Source organism: Nostoc sp. CMAA1605 (assembly GCF_021596505.1).
Taxonomy (GTDB): Bacteria; Cyanobacteriota; Cyanobacteriia; order Cyanobacteriales; family Nostocaceae; genus Trichormus.
On sequence record NZ_PJIZ01000133.1, the window covers coordinates 1 to 23,916 of the forward strand.

The 23,916-nt window shown below is 40.6% G+C and carries 24 protein-coding genes and 2 pseudogenes; 13 read left to right on the forward strand and 13 right to left on the reverse strand.

The annotated features are described in order from the left end of the window. The 3 genes and pseudogenes from CV014_RS27550 to CV014_RS27560 form a co-directional block, all read left to right on the forward strand. A pseudogene (locus CV014_RS27550) lies at positions 1–163 on the forward strand (CopG family transcriptional regulator); the annotation flags it as partial. Positions 164–450: 287 nt separating this feature from the next. Then, positions 451–1,890, forward strand: coding sequence for a 9,9'-di-cis-zeta-carotene desaturase (gene zds / locus CV014_RS27555; RefSeq protein WP_236144930.1), 1,440 nt, complete (start codon positions 451–453; stop codon positions 1,888–1,890). Positions 1,891–1,915: 25 nt separating this feature from the next. After that, positions 1,916–2,371, forward strand: coding sequence for an SRPBCC family protein (locus CV014_RS27560; protein ID WP_236144931.1), 456 nt, complete (start codon positions 1,916–1,918; stop codon positions 2,369–2,371). A gap of 192 nt (positions 2,372–2,563) precedes the next feature. Here CV014_RS27560 and CV014_RS27565 read toward each other — a convergent pair whose 3' ends face one another. From CV014_RS27565 to CV014_RS27575, 3 genes are all read right to left on the reverse strand, one after another. Continuing rightward, positions 2,564–2,803, reverse strand: coding sequence for a 2Fe-2S iron-sulfur cluster-binding protein (locus CV014_RS27565; RefSeq protein WP_236144932.1), 240 nt, complete (start codon positions 2,801–2,803; stop codon positions 2,564–2,566). Positions 2,804–2,813: 10 nt separating this feature from the next. After that, a complete protein-coding gene (gene cobQ / locus CV014_RS27570; protein WP_236144951.1) occupies positions 2,814–4,289 on the reverse strand; it encodes a cobyric acid synthase CobQ in 1,476 nt (491 codons plus the stop codon). Positions 4,290–4,580: 291 nt separating this feature from the next. Next, positions 4,581–4,979, reverse strand: coding sequence for an Npun_F0494 family protein (locus tag CV014_RS27575; protein WP_236144933.1), 399 nt, complete (start codon positions 4,977–4,979; stop codon positions 4,581–4,583). Positions 4,980–5,076: 97 nt separating this feature from the next. On the opposite strand from CV014_RS27575, the gene CV014_RS27580 reads away from it, so the two are divergent. Next, complete coding sequence (locus CV014_RS27580; RefSeq protein WP_236144934.1) at positions 5,077–5,517, forward strand: peroxiredoxin; 441 nt, start codon at positions 5,077–5,079, stop codon at positions 5,515–5,517. 169 nt (positions 5,518–5,686) lie between these two features. Here the strand turns inward: CV014_RS27580 and CV014_RS27585 are convergent, their stop codons facing one another. From CV014_RS27585 to CV014_RS27600, 4 genes are all read right to left on the reverse strand, one after another. Continuing rightward, positions 5,687–6,070, reverse strand: a complete 384-nt coding sequence (locus CV014_RS27585) for a hypothetical protein (protein ID WP_236144935.1) — start codon at positions 6,068–6,070, stop codon at positions 5,687–5,689. Positions 6,071–6,176: 106 nt separating this feature from the next. Beyond that, complete coding sequence (locus CV014_RS27590; RefSeq protein WP_236144936.1) at positions 6,177–7,064, reverse strand: ABC transporter permease; 888 nt, start codon at positions 7,062–7,064, stop codon at positions 6,177–6,179. Positions 7,065–7,199: 135 nt separating this feature from the next. After that, entirely contained in the window at positions 7,200–8,219 is a 1,020-nt protein-coding gene (locus CV014_RS27595; RefSeq protein WP_236144937.1) for an ABC transporter ATP-binding protein, read from the reverse strand. Positions 8,220–8,323: 104 nt separating this feature from the next. Next, a complete protein-coding gene (locus tag CV014_RS27600; protein WP_236144938.1) occupies positions 8,324–8,608 on the reverse strand; it encodes a DUF4351 domain-containing protein in 285 nt (94 codons plus the stop codon). Between the two features lie 163 nt (positions 8,609–8,771). On the opposite strand from CV014_RS27600, the gene CV014_RS27605 reads away from it, so the two are divergent. Continuing rightward, positions 8,772–9,572 (forward strand): RNA-guided endonuclease InsQ/TnpB family protein, encoded by an 801-nt coding sequence (locus CV014_RS27605; RefSeq protein WP_236144939.1) that lies wholly within the window; start codon positions 8,772–8,774, stop codon positions 9,570–9,572. Between the two features lie 139 nt (positions 9,573–9,711). Beyond that, positions 9,712–10,140: an IS200/IS605 family accessory protein TnpB-related protein gene (locus CV014_RS27610; protein WP_236144940.1), complete on the forward strand. Its 429-nt coding sequence runs from the start codon at positions 9,712–9,714 to the stop codon at positions 10,138–10,140. On the opposite strand, the gene CV014_RS27615 is transcribed toward CV014_RS27610, so the two are convergent. After that, positions 10,137–10,289, reverse strand: coding sequence for a hypothetical protein (locus CV014_RS27615; RefSeq protein WP_236144953.1), 153 nt, complete (start codon positions 10,287–10,289; stop codon positions 10,137–10,139). The genes CV014_RS27610 and CV014_RS27615 overlap by 4 nt on opposite strands. A gap of 36 nt (positions 10,290–10,325) precedes the next feature. Beyond that, the gene (gene menD / locus CV014_RS27620; protein WP_236144952.1) at positions 10,326–12,074 is read right to left on the reverse strand and encodes a 2-succinyl-5-enolpyruvyl-6-hydroxy-3-cyclohexene-1-carboxylic-acid synthase; all 1,749 of its coding nucleotides are present in this window, start codon (positions 12,072–12,074) and stop codon (positions 10,326–10,328) included. A gap of 215 nt (positions 12,075–12,289) precedes the next feature. Between menD and folB the strand changes: the two genes are divergently transcribed. The 3 genes and pseudogenes from folB to CV014_RS27635 all read left to right on the forward strand — a co-directional run bounded on the left by folB (position 12,290) and on the right by CV014_RS27635 (position 15,078). Then, on the forward strand, positions 12,290–12,652 hold the full coding sequence (gene folB, locus CV014_RS27625) for a dihydroneopterin aldolase (RefSeq protein WP_236144941.1): 363 nt from the start codon (positions 12,290–12,292) through the stop codon (positions 12,650–12,652). Positions 12,653–12,993: 341 nt separating this feature from the next. After that, positions 12,994–14,291, forward strand: a pseudogene (locus CV014_RS27630) (diguanylate cyclase domain-containing protein). A gap of 226 nt (positions 14,292–14,517) precedes the next feature. After that, positions 14,518–15,078 (forward strand): sugar O-acetyltransferase, encoded by a 561-nt coding sequence (locus CV014_RS27635; protein ID WP_236144942.1) that lies wholly within the window; start codon positions 14,518–14,520, stop codon positions 15,076–15,078. 10 nt (positions 15,079–15,088) lie between these two features. On the opposite strand, the gene CV014_RS27640 is transcribed toward CV014_RS27635, so the two are convergent. Beyond that, complete coding sequence (locus CV014_RS27640; RefSeq protein ID WP_236144943.1) at positions 15,089–15,469, reverse strand: calcium-binding protein; 381 nt, start codon at positions 15,467–15,469, stop codon at positions 15,089–15,091. Positions 15,470–15,666: 197 nt separating this feature from the next. Here CV014_RS27640 and rbsK point away from each other — a divergent pair, with 197 nt between their 5' ends. Continuing rightward, positions 15,667–16,596 (forward strand): ribokinase, encoded by a 930-nt coding sequence (gene rbsK / locus CV014_RS27645; RefSeq protein ID WP_236144944.1) that lies wholly within the window; start codon positions 15,667–15,669, stop codon positions 16,594–16,596. Here the strand turns inward: rbsK and CV014_RS27650 are convergent. Beyond that, positions 16,593–17,270 (reverse strand): HD domain-containing protein, encoded by a 678-nt coding sequence (locus CV014_RS27650; protein ID WP_236144945.1) that lies wholly within the window; start codon positions 17,268–17,270, stop codon positions 16,593–16,595. The genes rbsK and CV014_RS27650 overlap by 4 nt on opposite strands. Positions 17,271–18,364: 1,094 nt before the next feature. Between CV014_RS27650 and CV014_RS27655 the strand changes: the two genes are divergently transcribed. Together CV014_RS27655 and CV014_RS27660 are read left to right on the forward strand one after the other, a co-directional pair. Beyond that, a complete protein-coding gene (locus tag CV014_RS27655; RefSeq protein ID WP_236144946.1) occupies positions 18,365–19,087 on the forward strand; it encodes a hypothetical protein in 723 nt (240 codons plus the stop codon). Between the two features lie 6 nt (positions 19,088–19,093). After that, complete coding sequence (locus CV014_RS27660; protein WP_236144947.1) at positions 19,094–19,840, forward strand: hypothetical protein; 747 nt, start codon at positions 19,094–19,096, stop codon at positions 19,838–19,840. Between the two features lie 8 nt (positions 19,841–19,848). Here the strand turns inward: CV014_RS27660 and CV014_RS27665 are convergent, their stop codons facing one another. Together CV014_RS27665 and CV014_RS27670 are read right to left on the reverse strand one after the other, a co-directional pair. Beyond that, positions 19,849–21,306, reverse strand: coding sequence for an adenylate/guanylate cyclase domain-containing protein (locus tag CV014_RS27665; protein WP_236144948.1), 1,458 nt, complete (start codon positions 21,304–21,306; stop codon positions 19,849–19,851). Further along, positions 21,303–22,349, reverse strand: a complete 1,047-nt coding sequence (locus CV014_RS27670) for a molybdopterin-dependent oxidoreductase (RefSeq protein WP_236144949.1) — start codon at positions 22,347–22,349, stop codon at positions 21,303–21,305. The genes CV014_RS27665 and CV014_RS27670 overlap by 4 nt, the downstream gene beginning before the upstream one ends. A 186-nt stretch (positions 22,350–22,535) precedes the next feature. On the opposite strand from CV014_RS27670, the gene CV014_RS27675 reads away from it, so the two are divergent. Further along, a partial coding sequence (locus CV014_RS27675) for a proline dehydrogenase family protein (RefSeq protein WP_236144950.1) occupies positions 22,536–23,916 on the forward strand: 1,381 nt, incomplete at its 3' end.

Below are 23,916 nucleotides of genomic sequence, written 5' to 3' on the forward strand. Positions count from 1 at the left end.
ATAAAAAATGGGCCGTCAAACGTATAACTGTGAATCTAGCTGCACAGGAAGCAGAAAAACTAGAAAATACTGTCAACAGACAGGTAGACCAGCAACTGATGTAATTCGGGAACTGATTAGAAGTTTACCTGTATCAGATGACAATAAAGAAGTGAGTAGATAGGAGGTATTTTGATGTTATGACAAAAAATCTTTTGACTACTCAATAAATATCTAAAGAGAGGTTTTTAGTCCACAACTTTTGACAAAAGTTTGTTTAGTGGCAAATACACGCTTTAGGTTTAGAGAATCTAGTCACTGCAATTTCCGCAGAACCAAACAAACACAAATTTTCGATCATCAGGTGCATGACTTTGCCGTCCCACAAAATAGTACTTCGCTAGAGATAAGTCGCAAATTCCGACACCAACCCAGTTACAATTTGTAAAGAAACTGAAAAGGAAAGACGGAATGCGCGTTGCAATTGTAGGTGCGGGATTGGCTGGGCTAGCAACCGCAGTGGATTTAGCTGATGCAGGCTGCGAAGTCCAAATTTTTGAGTCCCGTCCGTTTGTTGGGGGTAAAGTCGGTAGTTGGATTGATGGTGATGGCAACCACGTAGAAATGGGGTTGCACGTATTTTTCGGGTGCTACTACCAACTGTTTGAACTCATGAATAAAGTCGGGGCGTTGTCAAGTTTACGCCTCAAAGAACACACCCACACTTTTATCAATAAAGGTGGGCGCACCGGTGCGTTAGACTTTCGCTTCTTTACAGGCGCGCCTTTTAATGGGTTAAAAGCATTTTTCACCACTTCTCAACTCTCATTACAGGATAAGCTACAAAATGCGATCGCCCTCGGAACCAGTCCGATTGTGCGGGGACTAGTAGACTTTGACGGAGCAATGAGAACTATCCGCAACTTAGATAAAGTCAGTTTTGCTGACTGGTTTCGCAGTCATGGCGGTAGTGAAGGCAGTATCAAAAGGATGTGGAATCCCATTGCTTACGCCTTGGGATTTATTGACTGCGAAAATATTTCCGCCCGTTGTATGTTAACAATCTTTCAATTTTTTGCAGTCCGCAGCGAAGCTTCTGTACTGCGAATGTTGGAAGGTTCTCCTGATGAATATCTCCACAAACCAATTCTCAAATACTTGGCAGATAGAGGCACACAAGTTTATACGCGCCGTCAAGTCCGAGAAATTCAGTTTACGGAAGTAGATGGACAAACCCGCGTCACTGGCTTAGTAGTTGCCCAAGGAGACACGACAGAATTAATTACTGCGGATGCTTATGTATGCGCTTGTGATGTCCCAGGAATTCAGCGAGTTTTACCCCAACAATGGCGCAAATGGTCAGAATTTGACAATATTTATAAACTCGAAGCAGTCCCAGTGGCCACAGTACAGTTACGATTTGATGGCTGGGTGACAGAACTGCAAGACGGGGAAAAGCGTAAACAACTCCAGCAAGCAGCAGGGCTAGATAATTTACTTTATACGGCTGATGCTGATTTTTCTTGTTTTGCGGATTTAGCCTTGACTAGTCCTAGTGATTATTATCGTCCAGGACAAGGGTCATTATTACAGCTAGTGCTGACACCAGGAGATCCCTTTATTAAGGAAAGTAACGAAGCGATCGCCCAACACGTTCTCAAACAAGTCCATGAATTATTCCCCTCATCACGGGAATTAAATATGACTTGGTATAGCGTTGTCAAACTGGCTCAATCCCTATACCGCGAAGCCCCAGGAATGGATGTGTATCGTCCTGATCAAAAAACTCCAGTGCCTAACTTCTTCCTTGCAGGTAGTTATACTCAACAAGACTACATTGATAGTATGGAAGGGGCAACAATTTCTGGCAGACGCGCCGCCAAAGTCATTCTCGAAAATATTAAACAATAGAGTTAAATCTAAACATCGGAAAATAATGGCTGATTGGCTAGAACATAGCGTACAGGTTGAAGTCGAAGCCCCCATTGATTTAGTCTGGGGCTTGTGGTCTGACCTAGAGCAAATGCCGAAGTGGATGAAATGGATAGATTCCGTGAAAATTCCCCCTGATAACCCAGATATCTCGCTGTGGAAATTAAACACAGGCGGACTGGAATTTACTTGGAAATCCCGCATCCTGAAAACTGTTCCTAATCAAATTATTCAATGGGAATCAGTCGATGGTTTACCAAATCAGGGAGCGATTCGTTTTTACGATCGCCACGGTAGTAGCATCGTAAAAATGACAGTTTCCTATGCTATTCCTGGGATTTTGGGCAAAATCATGGATAACCTATTTTTAGGTCGAGCCGTAGAATCAACGATTCAAGCCGATTTAGAAAGGTTTAAAGAGTATGCTTTAAACGCTAAAGCAAATTCAGCGTCTTCTTAATTAGCCTAGATTCAGTGAAATAAAGTTTGTGGGTTGGGTCGAATTATTAGACCCAGCACACTTATTAAACAGTCATTAGTCATTAGTCATTAGTCATTAGATTCTTCTTCCCCCTACACCCTTACACCCTTACACCCTTACACCCTTACACCCTTACACCCTTACACCCTTACACCCCTAGTTCCCCCAAAACTACCAAGTCGGGTCACTAAACAAATGAATGGTGAGTTCTGCTTGCGGTGGTACTGAGGTAATGCAAGCGCGAATGATGTCGCCGTCATCTAGTTCTACCGTGCAAGCGTGACAAGTCCCCATTAAACATCCGGTAGGAATGAAAACCCCGGCTCTATCTGCTACATCTAATAGGGGTTCTCCTACCTCGGCGTTAATGGTGACATCATCTGGTAAAAACGGACAACAACACTCATGCAATTTAGCCTAACTACGACAAAAAGGGCGTTAAATCTAAATGATTTTCAATTTCGCTAGCCAGATTATCTAACATCTGCTCTCGTTGTTCTCGGTAGTTGGCGACACCTGTGGGTAAGGATTTTAAGCCGCGTTGTTGACGCAGGCGGTTGAGCCAAGCGCGTCGCCAGGGGCCATTATCAAACAGTCCGTGGAGATATGTCCCCCACACTGATTGACATTTATCTACCAATCCTAAGTTAGCATCATCAAATAAGGATTGATAGCCTTGATTATCGCTGGGAATATCTACACGCGATCGCCCTTGATGGATTTCAAACCCAGTTACAGGTAATCCCATTTGGGGGAAATTGGAGCTAACTTGACGCTGACGGGCGATTTTTTGCCCTGTAATCACGGTTTTAATGGGTAAGAGATTTAAACCTTGATATCGACCGGCTTGTCCTTCTACCCCTTCAGGATCGGCGATGATTTGTCCGAGAATTTGGTAGCCACCGCAAATCCCTAACACTGTACCACCAGAGGCAGCATAGTGCTGAATTGCTTCTGCCATGCCGCTTTTTTGCAGAATAATTAAATCCGCAATTGTAGTTTTGGTTCCTGGAATAATTACCGCGTCTGGATGTCCTAAATCGTGCTTGGGACTAATGTATCTGACGGAAACTGTGGGTTCTGATTCTAAGGGGTCAAAATCGGTAAAGTTGGAAATTCTGGGTAAACGTACGACACTGATATTGATATCAGTGTGGGCTTTTGCTGGTTTACGTTCTAGTAAATCTAGAGAATCTTCGGCGGGGAATAATTCTTGGAGGTAAGGAATGACACCAATTACCGGAATTTTTGTCCGTTCTTCTAACCATTTGATTCCAGGTTCTAAAAGCGATCGCTGTCCCCGGAATTTGTTAATTACTATACCTTTAATTAATTGCCGTTCGTCTGGTTCGAGTAGTTCGAGTGTGCCGACAACGTGGGCAAATGCTCCTCCACGGTCAATATCTACTACTAAGATGGTGGGTGCATTTAAGTGTTTTGCTACCCGCATATTAGTTAAGTCGCGGTGCTTGAGGTTAATTTCTGCGGGACTACCAGCACCTTCACAAACGATGACATCAAATTCTGTACTTAAATGCTGTAAAGATTCTTCGATGGCTCGCCAACCCATTTCAAAATACTGTTCATAGTAGTCGGCAGCATTTACTTTACCGACATATCTCCCCCGCATAATTACTTGGGAAGTCATATCTCCTTGGGGTTTGAGCAAAATCGGGTTCATTTCTACCCAAGGAATTACCCCCGCAGCCCAGGCTTGTACTGCTTGGGCGTAACCTATTTCTCCCCCATTGGCTGTGACATAAGCATTTAAAGCCATATTTTGTCCTTTAAAGGGGGCTACTCGCCAGCCACGCCGCGACAAAATTCGACAAATAGCTGTAGTTATCAGTGATTTCCCTGCGTGGGAAGTTGTACCCACTACCATAATAGATTTCATAGCCACTGTTACTTACTCACAATCAGGGGATAATATTAGTGCGTAATTCTTGATAACATAAATTTGCATGAGTTTGAGGATTGATCTGGTGTCAATGACCCATGCCCAATGCCCATCGTAGAACGAGAGCAAGTATTCTGCCTTAAGTTAAAGCAAATATGCAACCCAGCTTAACAATTCCGACAATTTCCTGGGACGAAATTGATAAAGAATTGATAAATGGGTTGATGTCTTTCCGTATATATTGTTCCCTGTAGATACTGAATCCTAACTTTTGGAGAGTTGATTTAGCTAAAAGGGAATTCTGAGCCAACGCATCACAGCATTAGACAAGCGATCGCTCCAGGAGGCTGTAGGTAGGTCTTGACTTTGGTATTTTTCCAGTAATTGATGACCCAGGGGAGTGAGGCGAAAACTATCTGTAATCCCCTGTCCATCGACTTCGCGCCGCAACATCCCGACTTGAATTAACCAACCCAAAGCGTCATCACAGGCTAACTCTGAGAGGGGTTGTTGAGTGTAACCATTTTTTACACCATTTTCTGTGGTGATCGCACCCAAGGCAATACTCTGATGGCGCATGGTTTCAAATAATTTGATTTTGAAGGGAGAACAAATCAGCGATTTTTCGGCTCTTTTGATGCTGCTGGGCTGATAAGTTAAGATTTTGGAGTTTGGGGAGTTAACCATAGTTTGATTTTTAGTTTTTACATTTATGTCATGAAATTATTGTAAATTATTGTAAAATTTCAAAGTCATCAACAATCTAAAACAGGAAGGGTTCATTATGCCTTTAGCGGTTGGTACAGATGCACCTGCATTTACCGTCAAAGATACCAACGGTAACACCGTTTCGTTATCTGATTTTGCTGGAAAGACCGTTGTTTTATATTTCTATCCCAAAGATGACACCCCAGGCTGCACTAAGCAGGCTTGTAGCTTCCGAGATGCCAAAGACGATTATCAAGGTAAAGATATTGTGGTGCTGGGAGTCAGTGCTGATGATGAAGCTTCTCATCAAGCGTTTACCCAAAAATATAATTTGAATTTCCCTTTATTGGCTGATACCAATCAATCTCTTATCAAAGCTTACGATGTTGATGGCGGTGGTTATGCCAAGCGTGTCACCTACGTTATTGATGCCCAAGGTAAAATCGCTCACGTTGATGCTGCCGTCAGCACAGCTACCCACGCTAGCGATGTCTTAGCGGCTTTGGGACTTAATTAAGTTCTGAGTGGTGAGTGCTGTTAGCGGAAGCGCGGCGTTTAGCCGGTGCTGAGTGGTTATTTAGAAAGTAGAGACACTTGATTGAGTAATCTCAGATCAAGAAACTTTTTAACAAAAGAGTGCTAAGTAATTTCTTGGCTCAAAACTCAGCACTCAAAACTCATCACTCCTATTGATTACCTTGGTTTACCCCTGGTTCTGTGGAACTGGGGGTATTATTAACTGGTAAAGGAATTACTTGTCCTTTTGGCTGATTATTCTGATTGGCTCGATTTTGTCTTTCTCTAAAAGCTTTAGCGGCTTCATCAATTTGTTGACTTTGCTGATCGGCATTCCATGAACTTGTGCCGAACTGGGCGCGGTGAATCAAGTCGAACATATTGAAATTGCCGTTGCTAAAGTCAACGTTATTTTGTTGATCGGTATTATTACCACCTGCATCTACTGTACCGAGTTGGGCGAGGCTAGATTGGGTTGTGAGTAGGGAAGCAAAGCTAAAACTGGCTACAGTTGCTACTAAAAGTTTAGCGATCGCGGGAAATGATTTTTTCATAAACATCCTCTAACACCATGTTTGAGAAGTAAAAAGGTAAAAGTTAAAAGGCAAAAGAAAAGAATATTTTAACTTTTACCCTTTTTTCATTGATGCTGTACTTATCCTAAGCAAGAGTCCGGCGAAGTTGGGGCTGAATGCTAATTAAAGCTACTAATGCAAAACCAAATAAGATTAGCAATGCACCACCAAAGGTAATTTCACCCCAAGGGGCTTGCATAACGATGCTAGATAATCCCCAACTGCTATGAGTATAGAGGTAGCGAATGGGTTCAATGGCGTAGCTAAGGGGGTTAAGGGTAGCTACAACCTGTAACCACTTGGGCATGAAAGATAAAGGTGCGAGGGCAGTGCTAGCAAATAATAATGGGAGGTTAGTCACAAATATTACTGCTATTAATTCAATGTGTCCGGGTAGGGCAAAAGCTAAACCCAGAGAAATAGCTGTGACACCCAATGCTAGCAAAAAAACTATGAGAGCGATCGCAGCTAATCCTGTGACATCTGGTAGTCCAGCACCCAGAAACGCTGCTGCACCGACAATTACAGCCGCTTGCAGTAAGCTTTGGCTAATAATAAAGATGGCTGAAGCAAAGACAATTGAGAAGCGCGAAGCTAAAGGAGCCACTAACAAGCGGTTTAAAAAGCCAAATTCCCTGTCAAACATTACAGGTAAACCAGCATTCAACGCTCCCGCAAAGGCTGTAAATACAATTACACCTGCGGCTAAAAATTGCCCGTAATTTGTCGTACTGCCAAATAAACCTTTTGGGGCATTTTGGAACAAAGCACCGAATAGCACCAACCACATGACAGGCTGAATAATCCCCGCCACCAGAGTTGAGGGACGGCGTTGTAATTGAATAAACAAGCGACGAGTTAAAGCCAGAGTCTCTTGGACTAATTCACCGAAAAAGTTAGGTTTAGCTTCGGTGTAGGCTTGTGGTGCTGTGGCAACTTGCCAATTGATATCAGATTTAGGGGTTACACTCATAACGTGTTTTGGGAATGGGGAATGGGGCATTGGGAATGGGGAATGGGGCATTGGGAATGGGGAATGGGGCATTGGGAATGGGGCAGGGGAGAATTTTTACTTAGTCCCCAGTCCCTAATCCCCAGTCCCTAATCCCTATCGCATATTTTGTTTTTTCTCCGCTTTCGGATCACGAGTAGCGACTGCTGCTAGTTCGGCATCCATGAGGGTGCGTCCGGTGGCGGCGAGGTAGACATCATCTAGACTGGGACGGGATTGGGCAATGCCAAAGATGGGTAAGCCTGCGTTGTTGAGTGCTTGCTGGACGCTAATTAGAGCATCGTTTTGGGGGGTAACTACTAAGTTAAGGGAGTTACCTTGCGCGCTGTTGATGATGACTTCTTTAACGAAAGATAATCCTTGCAGGAGTTCCTTGGCTTTTGTGGCTTCTTCTGTGGGTGAGAATTCGCGGATGCGTAAGGTAATGCGATCGCCCCCGACTCTATCTTTTAATTCTGAGGGTGTACCGACGGCAATCACCACACCTCGGTCAATAATGGCGACGCGATCGGCTAGTGCGTCAATTTCTTCTAAATAATGGCTGGTAATAACTACCGTTGTGCCTGATTCCTTTAATTTTCGCAGGAATTCCCATACCACAAAACGGCTTTCTATATCAAGCCCTACAGTTGGTTCATCCAAAACTAGAACATCTGGGGCATGAAGTAAGCCAGCCGCTAAGTCTAGACGCTTGCGTAAACCACCGGAGTAAGTCCCGGTTTTTTTATCGGCGTATTCTTGTAAACCGAGTAAGTCTAAAACTGTTTCAATACGCTGTTTAGCTACTGCACTGGGGAGATGATACAGTGCGGCTTGCAATTGTAGCAGTTCTCTTCCTGTTAAGACTTTATCAATGGCGACTTCTTGGGCTACATAGCCTAACCGTTGTCTAGCTACTCTAGGGTTATCCAATACAGAAATCCCAGATACTTCGATTTTGCCTGCATCTGGAGTGGTGAGGGTACACAAGGCGCGCAGAGTAGTAGTTTTACCTGCACCGTTGGGGCCGAGTAAACCAAAGATTTCTCCTGGTTCTACTTGAAAGGAAACATCCTTGACGGCTTCAACGGTACCGTAACGCTTTTGTAGATTTTGAATTAAAACGGCGGCAGCCATGACAGCTAAACCCTAAATATACAATTCGCAACAATATCTATATATATTGTAGTGGAGTGGTGAAAAGTCAGGTGATCGCATGGCTACAGTCGTCTACTCTACACTTATGAATTAGCTGGCGGTGGGGAAATATTCGCCAAGTAATTGACTAAATCGCTGGGACGAGTGAAATCTAACAAAGCCTCGGCTAAATCTTCTAGTTGAGTAGTCGCTAAAGTACGAAGTTGCTGTTGTGTTTCTGGTTCAACTGCACCAAAGCGGCGTGCTAGCTGACGTAGGATCAGTTCTAAGGCTTCTTGTTTTTTGCCGCGTTCTTCTCCTTTTTGCAAAATATCTTGGTAAATTACCGACTCTTGCATAATTTCCTCGCTAAAAAGTTGTGTAATCAAACTTTTCTCAAACCGCAAACCAGCCAAAACTTGTATTGGATTTAAATAACAAAATATAGTCAGAAATGGTCAGACATTAATATCTATGGTATGATTCTGCACAGTAAGCTACCTGACTAGACCAAATCACTCATAAATCAGTTATCAGAAGTGTGGAGTCAGAATGCGACTAGTGGAGCGACACATAATCAAGCAGAATCATCAATGGTTCAAAAAGATTGATCAAATGTCATTCCTATCAAAGAACCTGTTCAACAGTGCTGTTTATTTATGTCGTCAGGCTTTCTTTAAGAATCAAGCAATACCAACATGGAATCAAATATATCACGCACTGAAAAAGAGTGATGATTATCAAGCCTTACCGAGTAAAGTGGCGCAATTGGTATTGAGACAAGTTGATCAATGCTTTAAATCTTACAAGTCAGCTAAAGAAGAATATAAGATAAATCCAGAAAAGTTTTTAGGTGAACCAAAGTTACCTAGATATAAACATAAACTTCAGGGAAGAAATATTTTAACTTTTAATCATCAGGCAGTTTCGCGAACAGCACTAAAAAAAGGATTAATCGCACCATCAGGATTAGCAATAGCTGTCAAAACCCAACTGACACAAATAGAAGAAGTGAGAATCATCCCGAAAAATAATGTCTACATCATTGAAGCAGTTTATGAACTTGAAGAAACCACCCTAGAAAGCAACGATAGAAGAGCAGCAATTGATATAGGTTTAAATAACTTAGCAACAGTGAGTAGTAACTGTCCAGACTTTAGACCTTTTATCGTATGTGGTAAAGCCATTAAATCTTGTAACCAATTTTACAACAAAGTTAAAGCGAGTCTCCAATCTCAGTTACCGACCAGTCAAAGAAGTTCTAGAAAAATAGAAGCTTTAACACTTAAGCGTAATAACAAAGTGGATTATTATCTCCACACAGCTAGTATAGGAATCCGATTTGATTTCTGAAAAAATCTAAGTATATGTAGGGTGTGTTAGGCGTAAGCCGTAACGCACCAAAGGCCTTGGTGGTAGGTGCGTTGCGCTGTCGCTAACACACCCTACGCATCTACGTATCTGTTCAAAAATCAAATATGAGTCCTATAGATTGATTATTAATCAGCTAGTTAGCCAAAACATCACACATTTGATTATCGGTAAAAATGAAAATTGGAAACAGAAAATTAACTTGGGAAATAGAAACAACCAAAACTTTACTCAAATTCCTCATGCTAGATTTATTCAGCAGCTAGAGTATAAAGCTAAACTAGCTGGAATTAAGGTACAAGTTACAGAAGAGAGTTACACATCAAAATGTAGTTTTCTGGATTTTGAACCCATCAAGAAGGATGAGCAATATTTAGGGAAAAGAGTTAAGAGAGGTTTGTTTAAGTCTCACAGTGGTAAAACATACTCAGCAGATTTAAACGGTTCTCTGAACATATTAAGAAAAGTAGTTGGGGACTCTATCTTTGATAGAAACTCAATAGCGCGGCTTGTAGTGAGCATCGGTAAGGTGCAAACCTTACCAAGCTAGAAATATTTGATTATATTTTTAGTAACTATACAAGCGGATATGTTCTGTCGTTCGTCTGTTTCTTCAATCATATCGACGGCAGCCGCCACTTGGGTGAGTAGGTTTGTGGGTGATTCACTTCTGGCTAATGTGGCTAGTGGTAATACCAATTCGCAATTCGCAATTCGCAATACCCGCTATCGCACTTAGCTACTAAATTTACCTAAATTTTCCTGTCGCCATTTGGCATCAGCTTTACGATTTGTTCTGACTTCTAAAACGCGAATTCCTGTATTTGGTAGTGGGTTTAATCTTTGCTGTAACTGTTGCCAAGAAGTAATTAACTCATGCTGCACACCATAGGTAGCGCATAACTGAGCAAAATCAATGTCTTGGGGAGTGCCAAAATATTCTTCAAATGGTGGGTCGAATTTGGCGATGGGTAACATTTCAAAAATCCCGCCACCGTTGTTGTTAATTAAGACAATGGTTAAGTGTCCGATAAATTTATTTCTGATTAAAAACCCGTTAGTGTCATGCAATAATGCTAGGTCTCCTGTGAGCATTACACTACTTTGATGGTGGTGGGCAATTCCTAATGCGGTGGATAATGTGCCGTCAATGCCATTTGCGCCTCGGTTAAAATGCGATCGCACTCCTAAATGATTGGGTCGCCAAAAATATTCCACATCCCGCACAGGCATACTGTTGGCGATAAACAATGGTGTTCCTGGTGGTAGTATTTGAGATATTAACCAAGCGGCTTTACACTCTATTAATTCTTCTATTTGCGCCAAAGTTGCGTCTACATTTGCCCTCACTTTGGTTTCTGCATCACACCACATCTGTAAATATTCACAAGGAATTTCAGCATCCCCAGGCTTAACCGAAAATTCCTCAACTCTCATTCTCAAATGTGTCGTCCTGCCATGTATAGGGTCGAGGTTTTGGTGGCTGGGGTCAATTATCCAGCGTAGGGGTTGGTGAGTGTCTAGCCAAGTCCGCAGTTCTTTGCTGGTGGGCATATCACCTATTTGAATCACCATTTCAGGTGCTAGTTTCTCGGCTAATTGCTGATTTCGCAAAATCAGGTCATAGGTAGAAATGAGATAGGGGTTGAGGTCGGCATAATTCCGCAGTGGGGAAAGTCCTTCGGCTAGTACGGGGAAATTGAGAGTTTGGGAAATTCTGGCGATCGCTCTACAATATTCCTCTGGTTGTAATGGTTGGGCTACTCCAGCAATAATGATTCCTCTGGGGGAATGGGGAATGGGGAATGGGGAATGGGGAATGGGGAATGGGGAATGGGGAATGGGGAATGGGGACTGGGGATTGGGGATGTTGGCGAAGAAGTTTTCGGGGTGGAAGTTGGCTAGTAGATGAGTTAAATCATTACCATCGGGAATGGGTGCTAGGGGGTCACGTAGGGGAATATTGATGTGTACTACACCTGGTGTCGGGGTTTGGGTTTTTTCCCAGCTATAAATTATTGTTTGTCGCAGATATGCTAGCATCCCCATTTCTGGTGAGGGTAAAGCTAATTCTGTTTGCCAGTTGGGGTAATTGCCATAGAGTTTGACTTGATCTATTGTTTGTCCAGAATGACAGTCTCGTAATTCTGGCGGTCTATCGGTGGTTAATATCAGTAAGGGTACACGGCTTTCTTTCGCTTCAATCACGGCTGGGTAAAAGTTCGCCCCCGCAGTTCCAGAGGTGCAAACAATCGCTACAGGACGACCGATGGCTTTGGCGACTCCCAGGGCAAAAAAGGCGGCGGAACGTTCATCTAGAATGGAAATTGCTTCGATTTCTGGGGCTTGTTGGGCAAAGGCGACTGCTAGGGGTGTGGAACGTGAACCAGGACAAATGACTGCACAAGTTAAGCCTAAACGCTTTAGTGTTTCAGTTAAGATATAAGCCCACAGTTGATTAATATTTTTCTCGGCGAACCGCATCACATCCATAGCAGCCAATAAATTGCATAGCGAAATTCAATTTATCAGTTATTTGTTACCAGTTTCATCGCCAGCGACAGGAAACCTGTTTCTTTTGAGAGTCAGTTTCTTACCCATGCCCAATTCCCAATGCCCAATTCCCGATTCCCCATTGATACTGTGTGACACAACACTATAGGCTTGATTACTGATGAAAAATTATTACGCAAGTTCTTATGGATTGTATTCACTTAACAGGAATTCGCTGCTATGGCTACACTGGCTATTTACCAGAGGAACAGGTTTTAGGACAGTGGTTTGAGGTGGATATCAGGTTGTGGCTGGATTTATCTCAATCTGCCAAAACTGATACGATCGCTGATACTCTAGATTATCGCGGTGTTATTAGCTTGATTCAACATCTGGTTAAGACTGCTAAGTTTGCTTTAATCGAAAGGTTAGCAGGTGCGATCGCTGATTCTATTATCCAAGAATGCGCTCAAGTTACACAAGTGCAAGTCATAGTTACTAAACCTGCTGCACCCATCCCAGATTTTGGCGGCAAAATTAGTATTGAACTGACTAGAAAGAGGGAATAGGGAATAGGGCATTGGGAATTGGGAATTGGGCATTGGGCTTTCTATATTTCTATTTTTGAAAAACTCCATTGATTGAGAAATGGAGTTTTTTATTTTGTTGTTTAATATACATATTTCGTGTATTAATTATTGCCAATATTTCCAATAGATTCTGATGATAATTTTATATTTTTTCATGTTTTTTTATGATGAAGAACCATGCTAGAACATCATAAAGATTTTCTAGTTTAGTCATATGCTCACACCGATACTTGAGAGATTGACTATCATATAATTATTCAGCTTTAGATATAGTTGAATCATCAGCAATATCTGAACCTTAGCAGATAGGCTATTTTAATATGCAAACCCGCAAAATCCTAGTTGTTGAGGATGAAAAAATCCTGGCTTTAAATATTAAAAATAGTTTACAAAAGCTGGGGTATGATGTTCTAGAAATTACAGATTCAGCCGAAAAAGCCATTAAAAATGTAGCAGAACACTACCCTAACTTAGTATTATTTGATATTTGTCTAAGCAAAGAGATTAACGGTACACAGGTAATAGATATTATTCAACACAAATTTCATGTACCCGTATTGTATATAACTGAGTATTCAAAATATATAAAACTACCTAAAAATCAGCTAAGTCATCCTTTTAGTTATATTCTAAAGCCGATTCGAGAATCTGATTTACATTTAGCTGTGGAAATAGCTTTGGAACAATATCAAAACTATAGAAGTTTACAAATCGAAAAACAAAAAATAGAGGCGATTATTAACAGCATGGCTTGTGGGGTAGTTGTTACCTGTAATCATGGCTGTATTCAAATGATGAATCCAATGGCAGAACAATTGACTGGTTGGCAACAAAATGAAGCTATTGGGAAAGATTTTACTGATGTTTTGAGTTTAGTTGATAAAGATATGGATGAAGTGATCGGTAATTTAGCAAAACAGGCGGTGCAAGTTGGTGAAGTAGTAAATTTACCAGAAAACTGTATACTAATTTCTAAGGAAGGAAGAGAAATACCTATTGGCGATAATATAGCACCAATTCGGGATCATAATGGCAAGATTACAGGTGCTGTATTAGTCTTTCAAGATATTACGCAACGTAAACTCACAGAACTCCAAATACTGCGTAACGCCTTTTATGATGGACTGACAGGAATACCAAATCGCACTTTGTTTTTAGATCGCCTAAAACAAGCAGTAGAACGCAGTAAACGCCGTAGTGATTATCGGTTTGCAGTTTTATTTTTAGATTTAGATGGTTTTAAGGGGATAAACGATCGCTTTGGTCGCAGTATGGGCGATGATTTTTAGTAGCGATCGCTAGACGTTTAGAATCATGTGTACGCAGTTGTGATACTGTTAGCAGATTTGGTGGTGATGAATTTGCTGTATTGTTAGAAGAAATTAAAGATATTAATGATGTCATTAATGTTGCTAAACGTATTCAAGATACTTTGGGTTTACCAATAAATTTAAATGGGAATCAAATCTATACAACAGCCAGTATTGGTATTACTTTAAATGATAGTCATACTAATGATCCAGAACATATACTCAGGGCTGCTGATAGTTCTATGTACAGGGCAAAGCAACAAGGCAAAGCTCGTTATAATGTATTTAATGAACCTACTAATTGCTAGCAATTTTTAGTTAAAATATGCACTGATATTGAGTCTATTAATGAGTATATTTACCAAAGAAATTTGATATCTATCTAAACTGAAAATATTAAATTCTGATAACCAATAATTATACTTATTACATTATGTTGAGGAACAAATTTTTTTACTCACACATAATTCTTGGAAAGATAACCTTTGTACAGGCATGAAATTACACGCTGACTCCTGCCATTGGGCTTGATTTATGACAGAAAAAACTGAAAAGCAAAAAATGCTAGCAGGTCAATTATACCTAGCCGATGATCCAGAACTAGTGGCAGATCAAAGACGGGCTAATCACCTTCTAAGAATGTATAACGCCACCTCAGCAGAACAATTAACACAACGCCAGCAAATTTTACAAGAACTGTTTTTTAAAATAGGAGAAAAAATTACTATAGTGCCGCCATTTCATTGTGACTACGGTGCTAATATTTCCGTAGGCAATGGCACTTACATGAATTATGGATGTGTAATTTTAGACTGCAATCAGGTAGAGATTGGTGAAAATGTTTTATTAGCTCCTTATGTACAGATTTATGCTGCTTACCATCCTACAGAACCAGAAATTCGGCTCACAGGTAGAGAATTAGCTGCCCCCATTAAAATTGGTAATAATGTCTGGATTGGTGGTGGAGCAATTATTTGTCCAGGAGTTACCATTGGGGACAACACTACTATTGGTGCGGGAAGTGTAGTTGTTAAAGATATACCCGCAAATGTCGTTGCAGTTGGTAATCCCTGCCGGATAATTCGTTATTTATAGTAAATTTTAACTAGAATTTGTAGCCTCTAGCTAGCCAATACATCCAATCAGCGATCGCTTCTTGAGTATCTTCATCAACATCAATGGGTTCTATATCCGACAGCTTGGCTGTATGATAATCGTCTTCCTTCCCTCCTATATAAGCAACTTCCACATACATATCCCTTAAACAATCATCTTCGGGGGCCATTCCCAAGACTTCCACAGGCTTCTCCTCAATGGTGGAAGTTTTGCGAGATTTCTTCTTCCACTTACCCATAAAAGGAAATTCTAAAGTATCGTCAAGGTAATAATACCAACCCATTGCCCGGTCTTCCTTATCCTCAGCATCGGCAATAATCTCTTGTTCGATGCGTTCTTCCCTGGTTTCGTCACGTTCTACACTAGCCATAAGACTCCCATCTGTTGTTATACAGTTTGATATGTTAAAGCCTTTGGTCAATATCTGTCGATAAAGTCAATAGTCAATAGTCAATAGTCAATAGTCATTAGTCATTAGTTTTTCTCCTCCCCTACCTTGTCTACCTTGTCTCCTTTTCCCAATCCCCAGTCCCCAGTCCCCAATCCCCAATCCCCAGTCCCCAAATCATGAGTATCATCGTTTTCGGCAGTATCAATATAGACTTAGTCGTCACAGCCCCTCGTTTACCTCTGGCTGGTGAAACTTTAACGGGGGAAAACTTTTTTAAAATTCCTGGTGGTAAAGGTGCAAATCAGGCTGTAGCACTCTCTAGATTAGGAATTCCTACCTATATGGTGGGGCGTGTGGGTGCAAACAATTTTGGTACGGAGTTAGTTAAAAGTCTGCAAGATGCTGGTGTAAAAACAAGCAAGATTTTTCACGATGAAAATGCTAATTCTGGTGTAGCTATTATTACTGTCTCCCATAGCGGAGAAAATCACATTGTGGTGATTTCTGGTGCGAATGGACAAGTTAATCAAGAAGATGTGGAACGCTTAACCCAGTTATTACCAACAGCTAAAGCCCTACTCCTACAATTAGAAATTCCGATTTCTGCTGTAGTTGCTGCGGCGAAGGTAGCCCATGATGCCAATATTACAGTCATTCTAGACCCAGCCCCGGCACCATCCCATTTACCAGCCGAACTTTATCCATTGGTAGATATTATTACACCCAATGAAGTAGAAGCCGGACAACTGGTGGGTTTTCCTGTAAATAATGAGGATACAGCAGCCAAAGCTGCTGCGGTGTTGTTGCAAAGGGGAGTAAAATCTGCGATCGTCAAATTAGGTGCAGCAGGTGCAATTTTCGCCACACCTGAAGAAACGTTTTTAGTCCCAGCGTTTACAGTTGATGCAGTTGATACTGTAGCTGCTGGTGATGCTTTTAACGCTGGGTTAGCCGCAGCACTTGATCATGGCTTATCCTTACATCAAGCAGTGGTTTGGGGAACAGCCGCAGGTGCATTAGCCGCTACCAAATTAGGCGCGCAAACTTCTTTACCCGATAGATTTACTTTCGATGCTTTTCTTAAGGAGAGGGGAGTGAAATTTTAGGAAGATGATTCCTGCTCTTGAGTGTAGGGATGAGTTATCCTGTAAACTTCTGCGTTGAGATTATATCGAGCAAATAACTCGGCAAACTCTAACATTAAAGGCGTACAGTATATTTGTGGTCTTTGCAAAAATTTTTGTAAAAATTGTTTACGTGCTGTCATATATTCTAGGGTCGATAACCAAGAGTATTCTTGACGAATAGCGTCTGCATATTTAAGGTAATGTTCTGGGTTGACTGCTAGAATTCCTAAATCCGCATCTAATAAAACCTGACTATCTAGATCACGTTCATCAGTTTGATGACTTTTTGTATTCAGGATCAAACGAGTGACAGTATTAATATGCTCAGTGGGAATTTTTAAAGTATTTAGTAGCTGATCTGCGTATTCTGCACTTTTTTCTTCATTATCTTGGGCTTGGGGTTCATAAACGACATCATGAAACCAAGCCGCCAATTGTACAGCACTTAAATTATCAGTGTAAGTTTTTAAAGTGTCGATAATCTCTAGTACATGATTAATATGATCTAGATTATGGTAGTGGCGATGGGGGGCAGAATAAACGGTAACTAATTGAGCAAACGCTGTTTCCATCGCTACTTGGTCAACGCCAAATGGTTCGAGCGTTTGTTGCCATCGGTACAATAAGATATCTTTGAGATTGTTCTTAAACATAACGAAATATTAGTATATGGTTATTCCTCTTAAGTTTTAACACGCTGAATCTATTTATCTAGAGTTTGGTAGTCTCTTTTAAGGGAAAAGATGACTCAGAGATATAACGGAAATTAACTAGACAAAATGATACTGGCTATAGTTAAATAAATATTGTAATAGCTTAAACTTAGTTTGAGTTATTGCTGGAAAGGTTGAGCCTGCCAAAAAGTAAAGATGTATGTCTTTACGAAGAAAAATCTCGTTCAAGGCTATAGAATTAACATCTCAGAAAATATATCTAAGTTGTTCAACAGCCAAGACGAAAAGAGATAGTAGTCATAGCAAAACGTTCCGCCAGACAAGTAGAGGATAGAAAACAGATCCTTGAAAAACTAATGTGGAAGTAGCCTAAAAAATTCAGGGAGGGGTATAAACCTGAGATGTTCGTTGGGGTCGTAAACTTCTCATATCTTCAAAAATAGATACCAGAGAGGGAGGAAGGCTTTCATCCGTTGTCCAATCAAATATAATGTGTTCCAGACATTATTAGATACAGGCACGGGCAAATTCTCACAAGAACTCTTAAATCCTGCGGGATTCCCTGTTAAATGACTATTTTCAATTCACTTTTTTTGAACGTGGCGGCGTTGTATTAACACAGTTACAACCAGGGGAACGACTACCTTAAAAGGTCGTGTGTGCGGAGAATCAATCTGTCAGTCTTTCACTATGGTGACATAGAGATGATAGGTGAGTTTAGCTGAAGTCTGCAAGTGCAGATTTCAGGGAGGTTTTAGTAACTCAGAGAGTCACTATCAGGGATATATTCGTTGGATGTTAGTTATGTTGACGATTAATCGCATAATTTGGAGAGAAGAAAGGAGGCACTAAAATCAAGATAAGTCCTCTGGATCTGTAAATTTATCAGCGATTTGGTAATCATAACTGGCGAATATATTGGTGGCGGAGTCTCCTCGGTTTTAACCGTTAAGCCTTTTGGTTCTATGGTAGTAATACCCTAGAAATATTGCATATCCAGATATCAGGTAAGACCTTTCTTTTAAATCCAAAAAAACTTAATTTAAATCAACAGTTCTTTATAAATTGAAAGTATGGTTCAGACCACATTTACCAAACAAAAGCGAGAACTAGCTAAAGCGATCGCCTGGATTGAAAAAATCAGAGCGCAAGAAGTTCGACATCGTAATTATAATGCTGAAGATGAACTACAAGACGAAGTTAGAGAAACTTATGTAGATTATTCCCCTGAAGAAATTAGTGTGCGGGTTTTAGAAATTGTCAAAGACGTAGTCAGCCAACACGGCGCAAGACAAAAAGCCAACTCTCAAAATACAGGAACTTTTACCTGGTATGGAATTGCAGTAGAACTAACCGTTCCCCAATTACGCGCCTTGCAAAGTGCTTGTGCTGTTTTATCGGAATTAGTTCGCAAACTGCCGCGAAGAAATCCTAAACTCATTTACAATACCACAATTGATCATCGTCCTGCCTTTGCTCATGTCAAACAAAAACATGAGGAAACAGAAACTAGATATGTTCCCTATGAAGAAGATTCAACTACTAGAATCAGAACCTACGAAGAACGTTATAAAGTTATTACTCACTATACTCAAAAAATAGAAATTGATTATGGTTTAGAAGTTAAACTTATTCATGAATTAGAAGAAATGGTTGATGATTTAGAGACAGCTATTCAAGTAGCGATTGATGAAGCGAATACAAAAGGCAGAGAAAATGACCCCGTGCTGGATAATGTAATTGACAGAATTAGCCAAACAATTCTGGCTAAATTACCATCACCGCCAAATCAATAGTAAATTATGGATGTACCAATCCAACTATCATTAGCGGGTGATGGGCGATTGTTGGTGCTGACACCTCAAACTGTTCGTCAAGTATTTTTCAAATTCATTGCAGTGAATCGAGAATATACAGGACGGCACAAATTTCCTTTACATCGTCCTTTTCACAAACAATTTCAATTGTGGAAACACAAATCTAAAACTGATGGTAACGTATATAGATGCACCTCAATTCCAGATGGCGAAACCAACAGCGATTGGCAAGAAACAGAAGTTACTTTATTGGATGTTTTATATCGTAAATATTTAGACAGGGAAAAATTAGCTTACTTCAATCACAAAGAAATTAAATATATTGAAACAGAGCTTAATAAACAAATTATTAGGAATAACCTATCATTAGTAGATAATGAAGGAGTCTTGCTTTCAGGTTACGGTGTTTGCAACCAAGCCGGAAAAAACCGCGAAAAAATTCGGTATATTCGACGCTATGGGATGATATTTATTCTAGAACCAATCCTGCGTCAAACAATCTTGAAAAGTGAGAATTTGGATTTACTCATTCAAGACAATAATTTCGATTTGCATCTTGTCAGGTATCATGGTTTGTTGTTATCTACTTCCCCAGGTATTCAGTTATTGTTTCGCCATCGCTTAGATTTTTCTATAAATTGGACTTGTACTATCAAAGATTTTCAACCCCGACAAATTTTTCGCGTTCAGAAAATTTATCCTTGTGACGGTTTTCGGATTATTCAAGATTAGATGTACTATCAATTTTCTAAAAGTTCATAAATAGCGATCGCCTCATCTTTGCCTTTGACTTTTACGGCTGGATCTACTAATCTCAAAGTGAATAATTCTGGTGATGATAAATTTTTTACTACTGACTGGGTAATCAACACAGTACAACCATATTGCTTAGTTAATCCCTCAACGCGGGAAGCCAGATTGACTGCATCCCCCACGACAGTAGAATCAATCCGACAAGTAAAACCTACTGTTCCCATCACCACTTCACCGCGATGAATCCCAATCCCCACAGAGATTTTTGGTAAATTATTTTGTCTGCGCTCATAATTGAACTGATCTAAAGCTTGTTGCATCAAAATTGCAGCTTGTAACGCCCCATCACAACCTACATCATCAAATAAAGCCATAATGGCATCACCTATATATTTATCAATAAATCCACCAGCTTGATCTATAGCTTTTCCCATACAAGCCAAATAATCATTTAAAAATGTAAACGTTTCTTGGGGTGTCATCACCTCAGACATGGATGTGTAACCCCGAATATCACAAAACAAAATCGTAATAGTTTTAGTCGCAGCGACACCGACAACGATATTTTCAATTCCTTGGGGTGCGATCGCTAAAATAAATTTATTGGGGACAAATAACTCAAAAGATTCTAAAGTTTTTTGCAACTTATTAAATGAACTTTGCAAAGCCGTAGACATTTCATTAAAGGAATTCGCCAACGCGCCAATTTCATCTTTATTAGTAATTTGGGCGCGATGTTGTAAATTTCCGGCTGCAATTTTAGTGGCACTTATTTGTAAACGTTGAATAGGATCACTTAACCGCTTGGCTAAAATATAAGCCAATACCCAACCCAATACCAATCCCATGAAACCCACACCCAAAGCCTGATTCACCACATTAGTAATAGCACGGTCGATTCGACGTAAAGAAATCCCCATACGGACAGTACCGATTTTTTTCCCAGAGGAAAGGCGAATATCAGACGCAACTTCCATGATTCTCTCACCCCGTCTAGCTCTTAAATTCCCCGAAAAGTAGACATCGCGGAGAATAAATGTTTCCATTACCACTGATGGTTTTGTAGACTCTAGAACTGTATTTGTGACCTTTAAAGGTACAATATCGGGGACATATTGATTTTGCAAATAATTAATCGAAGTGGCAATAATCCGATTGTGCTGACGAGCATCGGAAATAAAAACATAGACAAAATCTCGATTTTCTCGTAAAAGAACATCCAAAGTGAGCCGTATTTGACTCCAGTTTTCTTCAATTAATTCATCACCTAAAGTATAAGTTAGCACTCTCACAAAAGAGTTAGCATCCTGCACATTTTCGGTTCGATACAGGTGACTTTCACTTTTAGCCCATACAGATACAATCGCACAAATTACAGTCAATAATAGCAGCGTAGTATTGACCATAATTCGGGTACGAATTGACTTGAAAGTCGGAAATTTCATGGCTTAATTACCAGTTCTTCTACAAAATTTACCCACCGCAAACCATTAGTTTTTGTTTGACAGTCAGAACCAAAAGCTAAGGTGAGCGGCCCACCCATTCTGGCAGGTATGTTTTTTTTCTCATCACCCCATTTTGTAGCTAAGAAGATGTCACATTTTTTAATATCGTTAGCAGTTAATATGACTGAATTGAGATTATTTTGGTAAGTGGTAGTTTTGCCTTGAACAACAATTTCTTTTGAGAGTAAATCAGGAGCATTAACAGTTAAAATATCTCGCAGGCGCACACCATGTAAGGGAACTTTGCCACTCGGCCAACCACTACGATAACCAACAGTTTCCGTAACAGTAATTTGGGGTAATTTTTCTAAGTCAGCTAAATTTAATTCTTGTTTTCCTACCTTGAGGCGGGCTGGTTCTGTTCCTACTACAATATTGCTGACATAAAATATCCAAAATGATTCAGGATACTGCTGTTGTAGATGGGGATATTGACTATGGGGAAAGACTAGATAAATGGGGCCACCTTGGGCGCGACTGATGGGTTTACCGTCATTGGCGATCGCTAAAATAATGGGGTACTTTAACAAATCGTATAAATCCACCGTCACTTGGTAGGAGTTATAAGCCATAAAAGTTACTTCCGTCACATTAGGCTGATAACCATACTTTTTGAGCAGTGTGGATACAGGAATACCCCGAAAATCAAACACTTGATCTGGTTGCAGAATGTAATTAGGATCGGCAGTCTTGAGATTAGTGGTGGCTATTGATTGTAGCTGTTGCCAATTTAATGTCTCCGTTTTACCGGTGCTAGTTTCCCCCTGAATAACTAAATTCCACTCCTTGGGCTGAGTGTTTTTGGCATTATCCGCCATGATTTTCTCATTGCGAGCGATCGCTTCTGCGCGCCATACTTCCAATTGTTCGTCGCTAGGCTGATCTGTACAACCTCCTAAACCGACAGCAGTGATCATCAAAATGCTGAGGAGTGAGTTTTGTGCTTTCGGTAAAAGCACTGAAAAAGTGCGTATATTCCTCATCTCTCCCTAGCCCTCTTTCCATAGGTGTATTACTGTTTTACACGTTGTCTGAAAATCTTCCACTCAAAAACTTGAATCTACATTTTGAGTTTCTTAATCTGTGGTGACAAAAAAAATCACGCGCCACAATAGAAAGCGCAGTCTTCAGAAATTACACTCTGACATCTCATCAGGAGTTCACTATCAGTGGTACTACAAATACAAACCAGCACCTACGAAGCGAAAACTCAAGAAATTGCTAAACAACTTTTAGCCGCAACTCAAGAAAATCGCTCATTTTTAGCTTCTCTACGTGATCAAATGCGTTGGGATGATAAATTACTTGCTTGGGCGATGAGTAACCCTGGTTTACGGGTGCAATTATTTCGCTTTATTGATACTCTCCCCGCACTGCGGAGTAAATCGGAAATTGCTGCACATTTGCAAGAATATTTAGGCGATGAATCTGTAGAACTTCCCGCCGCTTTAAAGGGGATGCTCAATTTTGCTAATGCCGATTCTATGCCAGGACAAGTGGCTGCAACTACCGTATCTACAGCAGTTGAGACTTTAGCTCATAAATATATTTCCGGCGAAAATATTCAACAAGTCATCAAAACCGTTGAACGACTACGTAAAGAAAAGATGGCTTTCACCATTGATTTACTTGGGGAAGCGGTAATTACAGAAGTAGAAGCACAATCTTATCTAGAACGCTATCGAGAATTAATTACGCAATTAACAACTGCTGCGAAGAATTGGGGCAGTATTGGGGCGATTGATGAGGCTGACGGTGAACCGTTGGCAAAAGTCCAAGTTTCTGTGAAGTTAACGGCTTTTTATTCCCAATTTGACCCTTTAGATGCTCAAGGAAGTGAAGCTAGAGTTAGCGATCGCATCCGTATTTTATTACGTCATGCTCAAGAGTTGGGTGCAGCTATCCATTTTGATATGGAACAGTACGCTTATAAAGACTTGACTCTTAATATTTTGCAAAAAATCTTATTAGAAGATGAGTTCCGCCAACGTACAGATATCGGTATCACTATTCAAGCTTATCTACGGGATAGTGAACAGGATGCGAGAAAAATCATCGATTGGTTAAAACAGCGTGGTTATCCGTTAACTATTCGGTTGGTAAAAGGCGCGTATTGGGATCAGGAAACTATTAAAGCGGCTCAAAAACATTGGGCGCAGCCTGTTTTTAATGATAAGGCGGCAACTGATGCGAATTTTGAGGCGATAACTCAGTTATTGTTGGAAAATCATCAGTATGTTTATGCTGCTATTGGTAGTCATAATGTGCGATCGCAAGCACGGGCGATAGCGATCGCGGAAAGTCTGAATGTCCCCCGGCGGCGGTTTGAAATGCAGGTGTTGTATGGAATGGGGGATAAGTTGGCTAAGGCTTTGGTGGATAGGGGTTATCGGGTGCGGGTTTATTGTCCCTATGGGGATTTGTTACCTGGGATGGCTTATCTGATTCGGCGGTTGTTGGAAAATACGGCTAATAGTTCTTTTCTACGGCAAAATTTGGAGAATAAGCCGATCGAGGAGTTGCTTGCTGCACCGGATATTGATTTAGCTC

Bases quoted from the DNA above. Each gene is read 5' to 3' on its own strand.
- zds (WP_236144930.1), top strand. From the start codon at position 451: ATGCGCGTTGCAATTGTAGGTGCGGGATTGGCTGGGCTAGCAACCGCA.
- CV014_RS27560 (WP_236144931.1), top strand. From the start codon at position 1,916: ATGGCTGATTGGCTAGAACATAGCGTACAGGTTGAAGTCGAAGCCCCC.
- cobQ (WP_236144951.1), bottom strand. From the start codon at position 4,289: ATGAAATCTATTATGGTAGTGGGTACAACTTCCCACGCAGGGAAATCA.
- CV014_RS27575 (WP_236144933.1), bottom strand. From the start codon at position 4,979: ATGGTTAACTCCCCAAACTCCAAAATCTTAACTTATCAGCCCAGCAGC.
- CV014_RS27580 (WP_236144934.1), top strand. From the start codon at position 5,077: ATGCCTTTAGCGGTTGGTACAGATGCACCTGCATTTACCGTCAAAGAT.
- CV014_RS27585 (WP_236144935.1), bottom strand. From the start codon at position 6,070: ATGAAAAAATCATTTCCCGCGATCGCTAAACTTTTAGTAGCAACTGTA.
- CV014_RS27590 (WP_236144936.1), bottom strand. From the start codon at position 7,064: ATGAGTGTAACCCCTAAATCTGATATCAATTGGCAAGTTGCCACAGCA.
- CV014_RS27595 (WP_236144937.1), bottom strand. From the start codon at position 8,219: ATGGCTGCCGCCGTTTTAATTCAAAATCTACAAAAGCGTTACGGTACC.
- CV014_RS27605 (WP_236144939.1), top strand. From the start codon at position 8,772: ATGCGACTAGTGGAGCGACACATAATCAAGCAGAATCATCAATGGTTC.
- menD (WP_236144952.1), bottom strand. From the start codon at position 12,074: ATGCGGTTCGCCGAGAAAAATATTAATCAACTGTGGGCTTATATCTTA.
- folB (WP_236144941.1), top strand. From the start codon at position 12,290: ATGGATTGTATTCACTTAACAGGAATTCGCTGCTATGGCTACACTGGC.
- CV014_RS27635 (WP_236144942.1), top strand. From the start codon at position 14,518: ATGACAGAAAAAACTGAAAAGCAAAAAATGCTAGCAGGTCAATTATAC.
- CV014_RS27640 (WP_236144943.1), bottom strand. From the start codon at position 15,469: ATGGCTAGTGTAGAACGTGACGAAACCAGGGAAGAACGCATCGAACAA.
- rbsK (WP_236144944.1), top strand. From the start codon at position 15,667: ATGAGTATCATCGTTTTCGGCAGTATCAATATAGACTTAGTCGTCACA.
- CV014_RS27650 (WP_236144945.1), bottom strand. From the start codon at position 17,270: ATGTTTAAGAACAATCTCAAAGATATCTTATTGTACCGATGGCAACAA.
- CV014_RS27655 (WP_236144946.1), top strand. From the start codon at position 18,365: ATGGTTCAGACCACATTTACCAAACAAAAGCGAGAACTAGCTAAAGCG.
- CV014_RS27660 (WP_236144947.1), top strand. From the start codon at position 19,094: ATGGATGTACCAATCCAACTATCATTAGCGGGTGATGGGCGATTGTTG.
- CV014_RS27665 (WP_236144948.1), bottom strand. From the start codon at position 21,306: ATGAAATTTCCGACTTTCAAGTCAATTCGTACCCGAATTATGGTCAAT.
- CV014_RS27670 (WP_236144949.1), bottom strand. From the start codon at position 22,349: ATGAGGAATATACGCACTTTTTCAGTGCTTTTACCGAAAGCACAAAAC.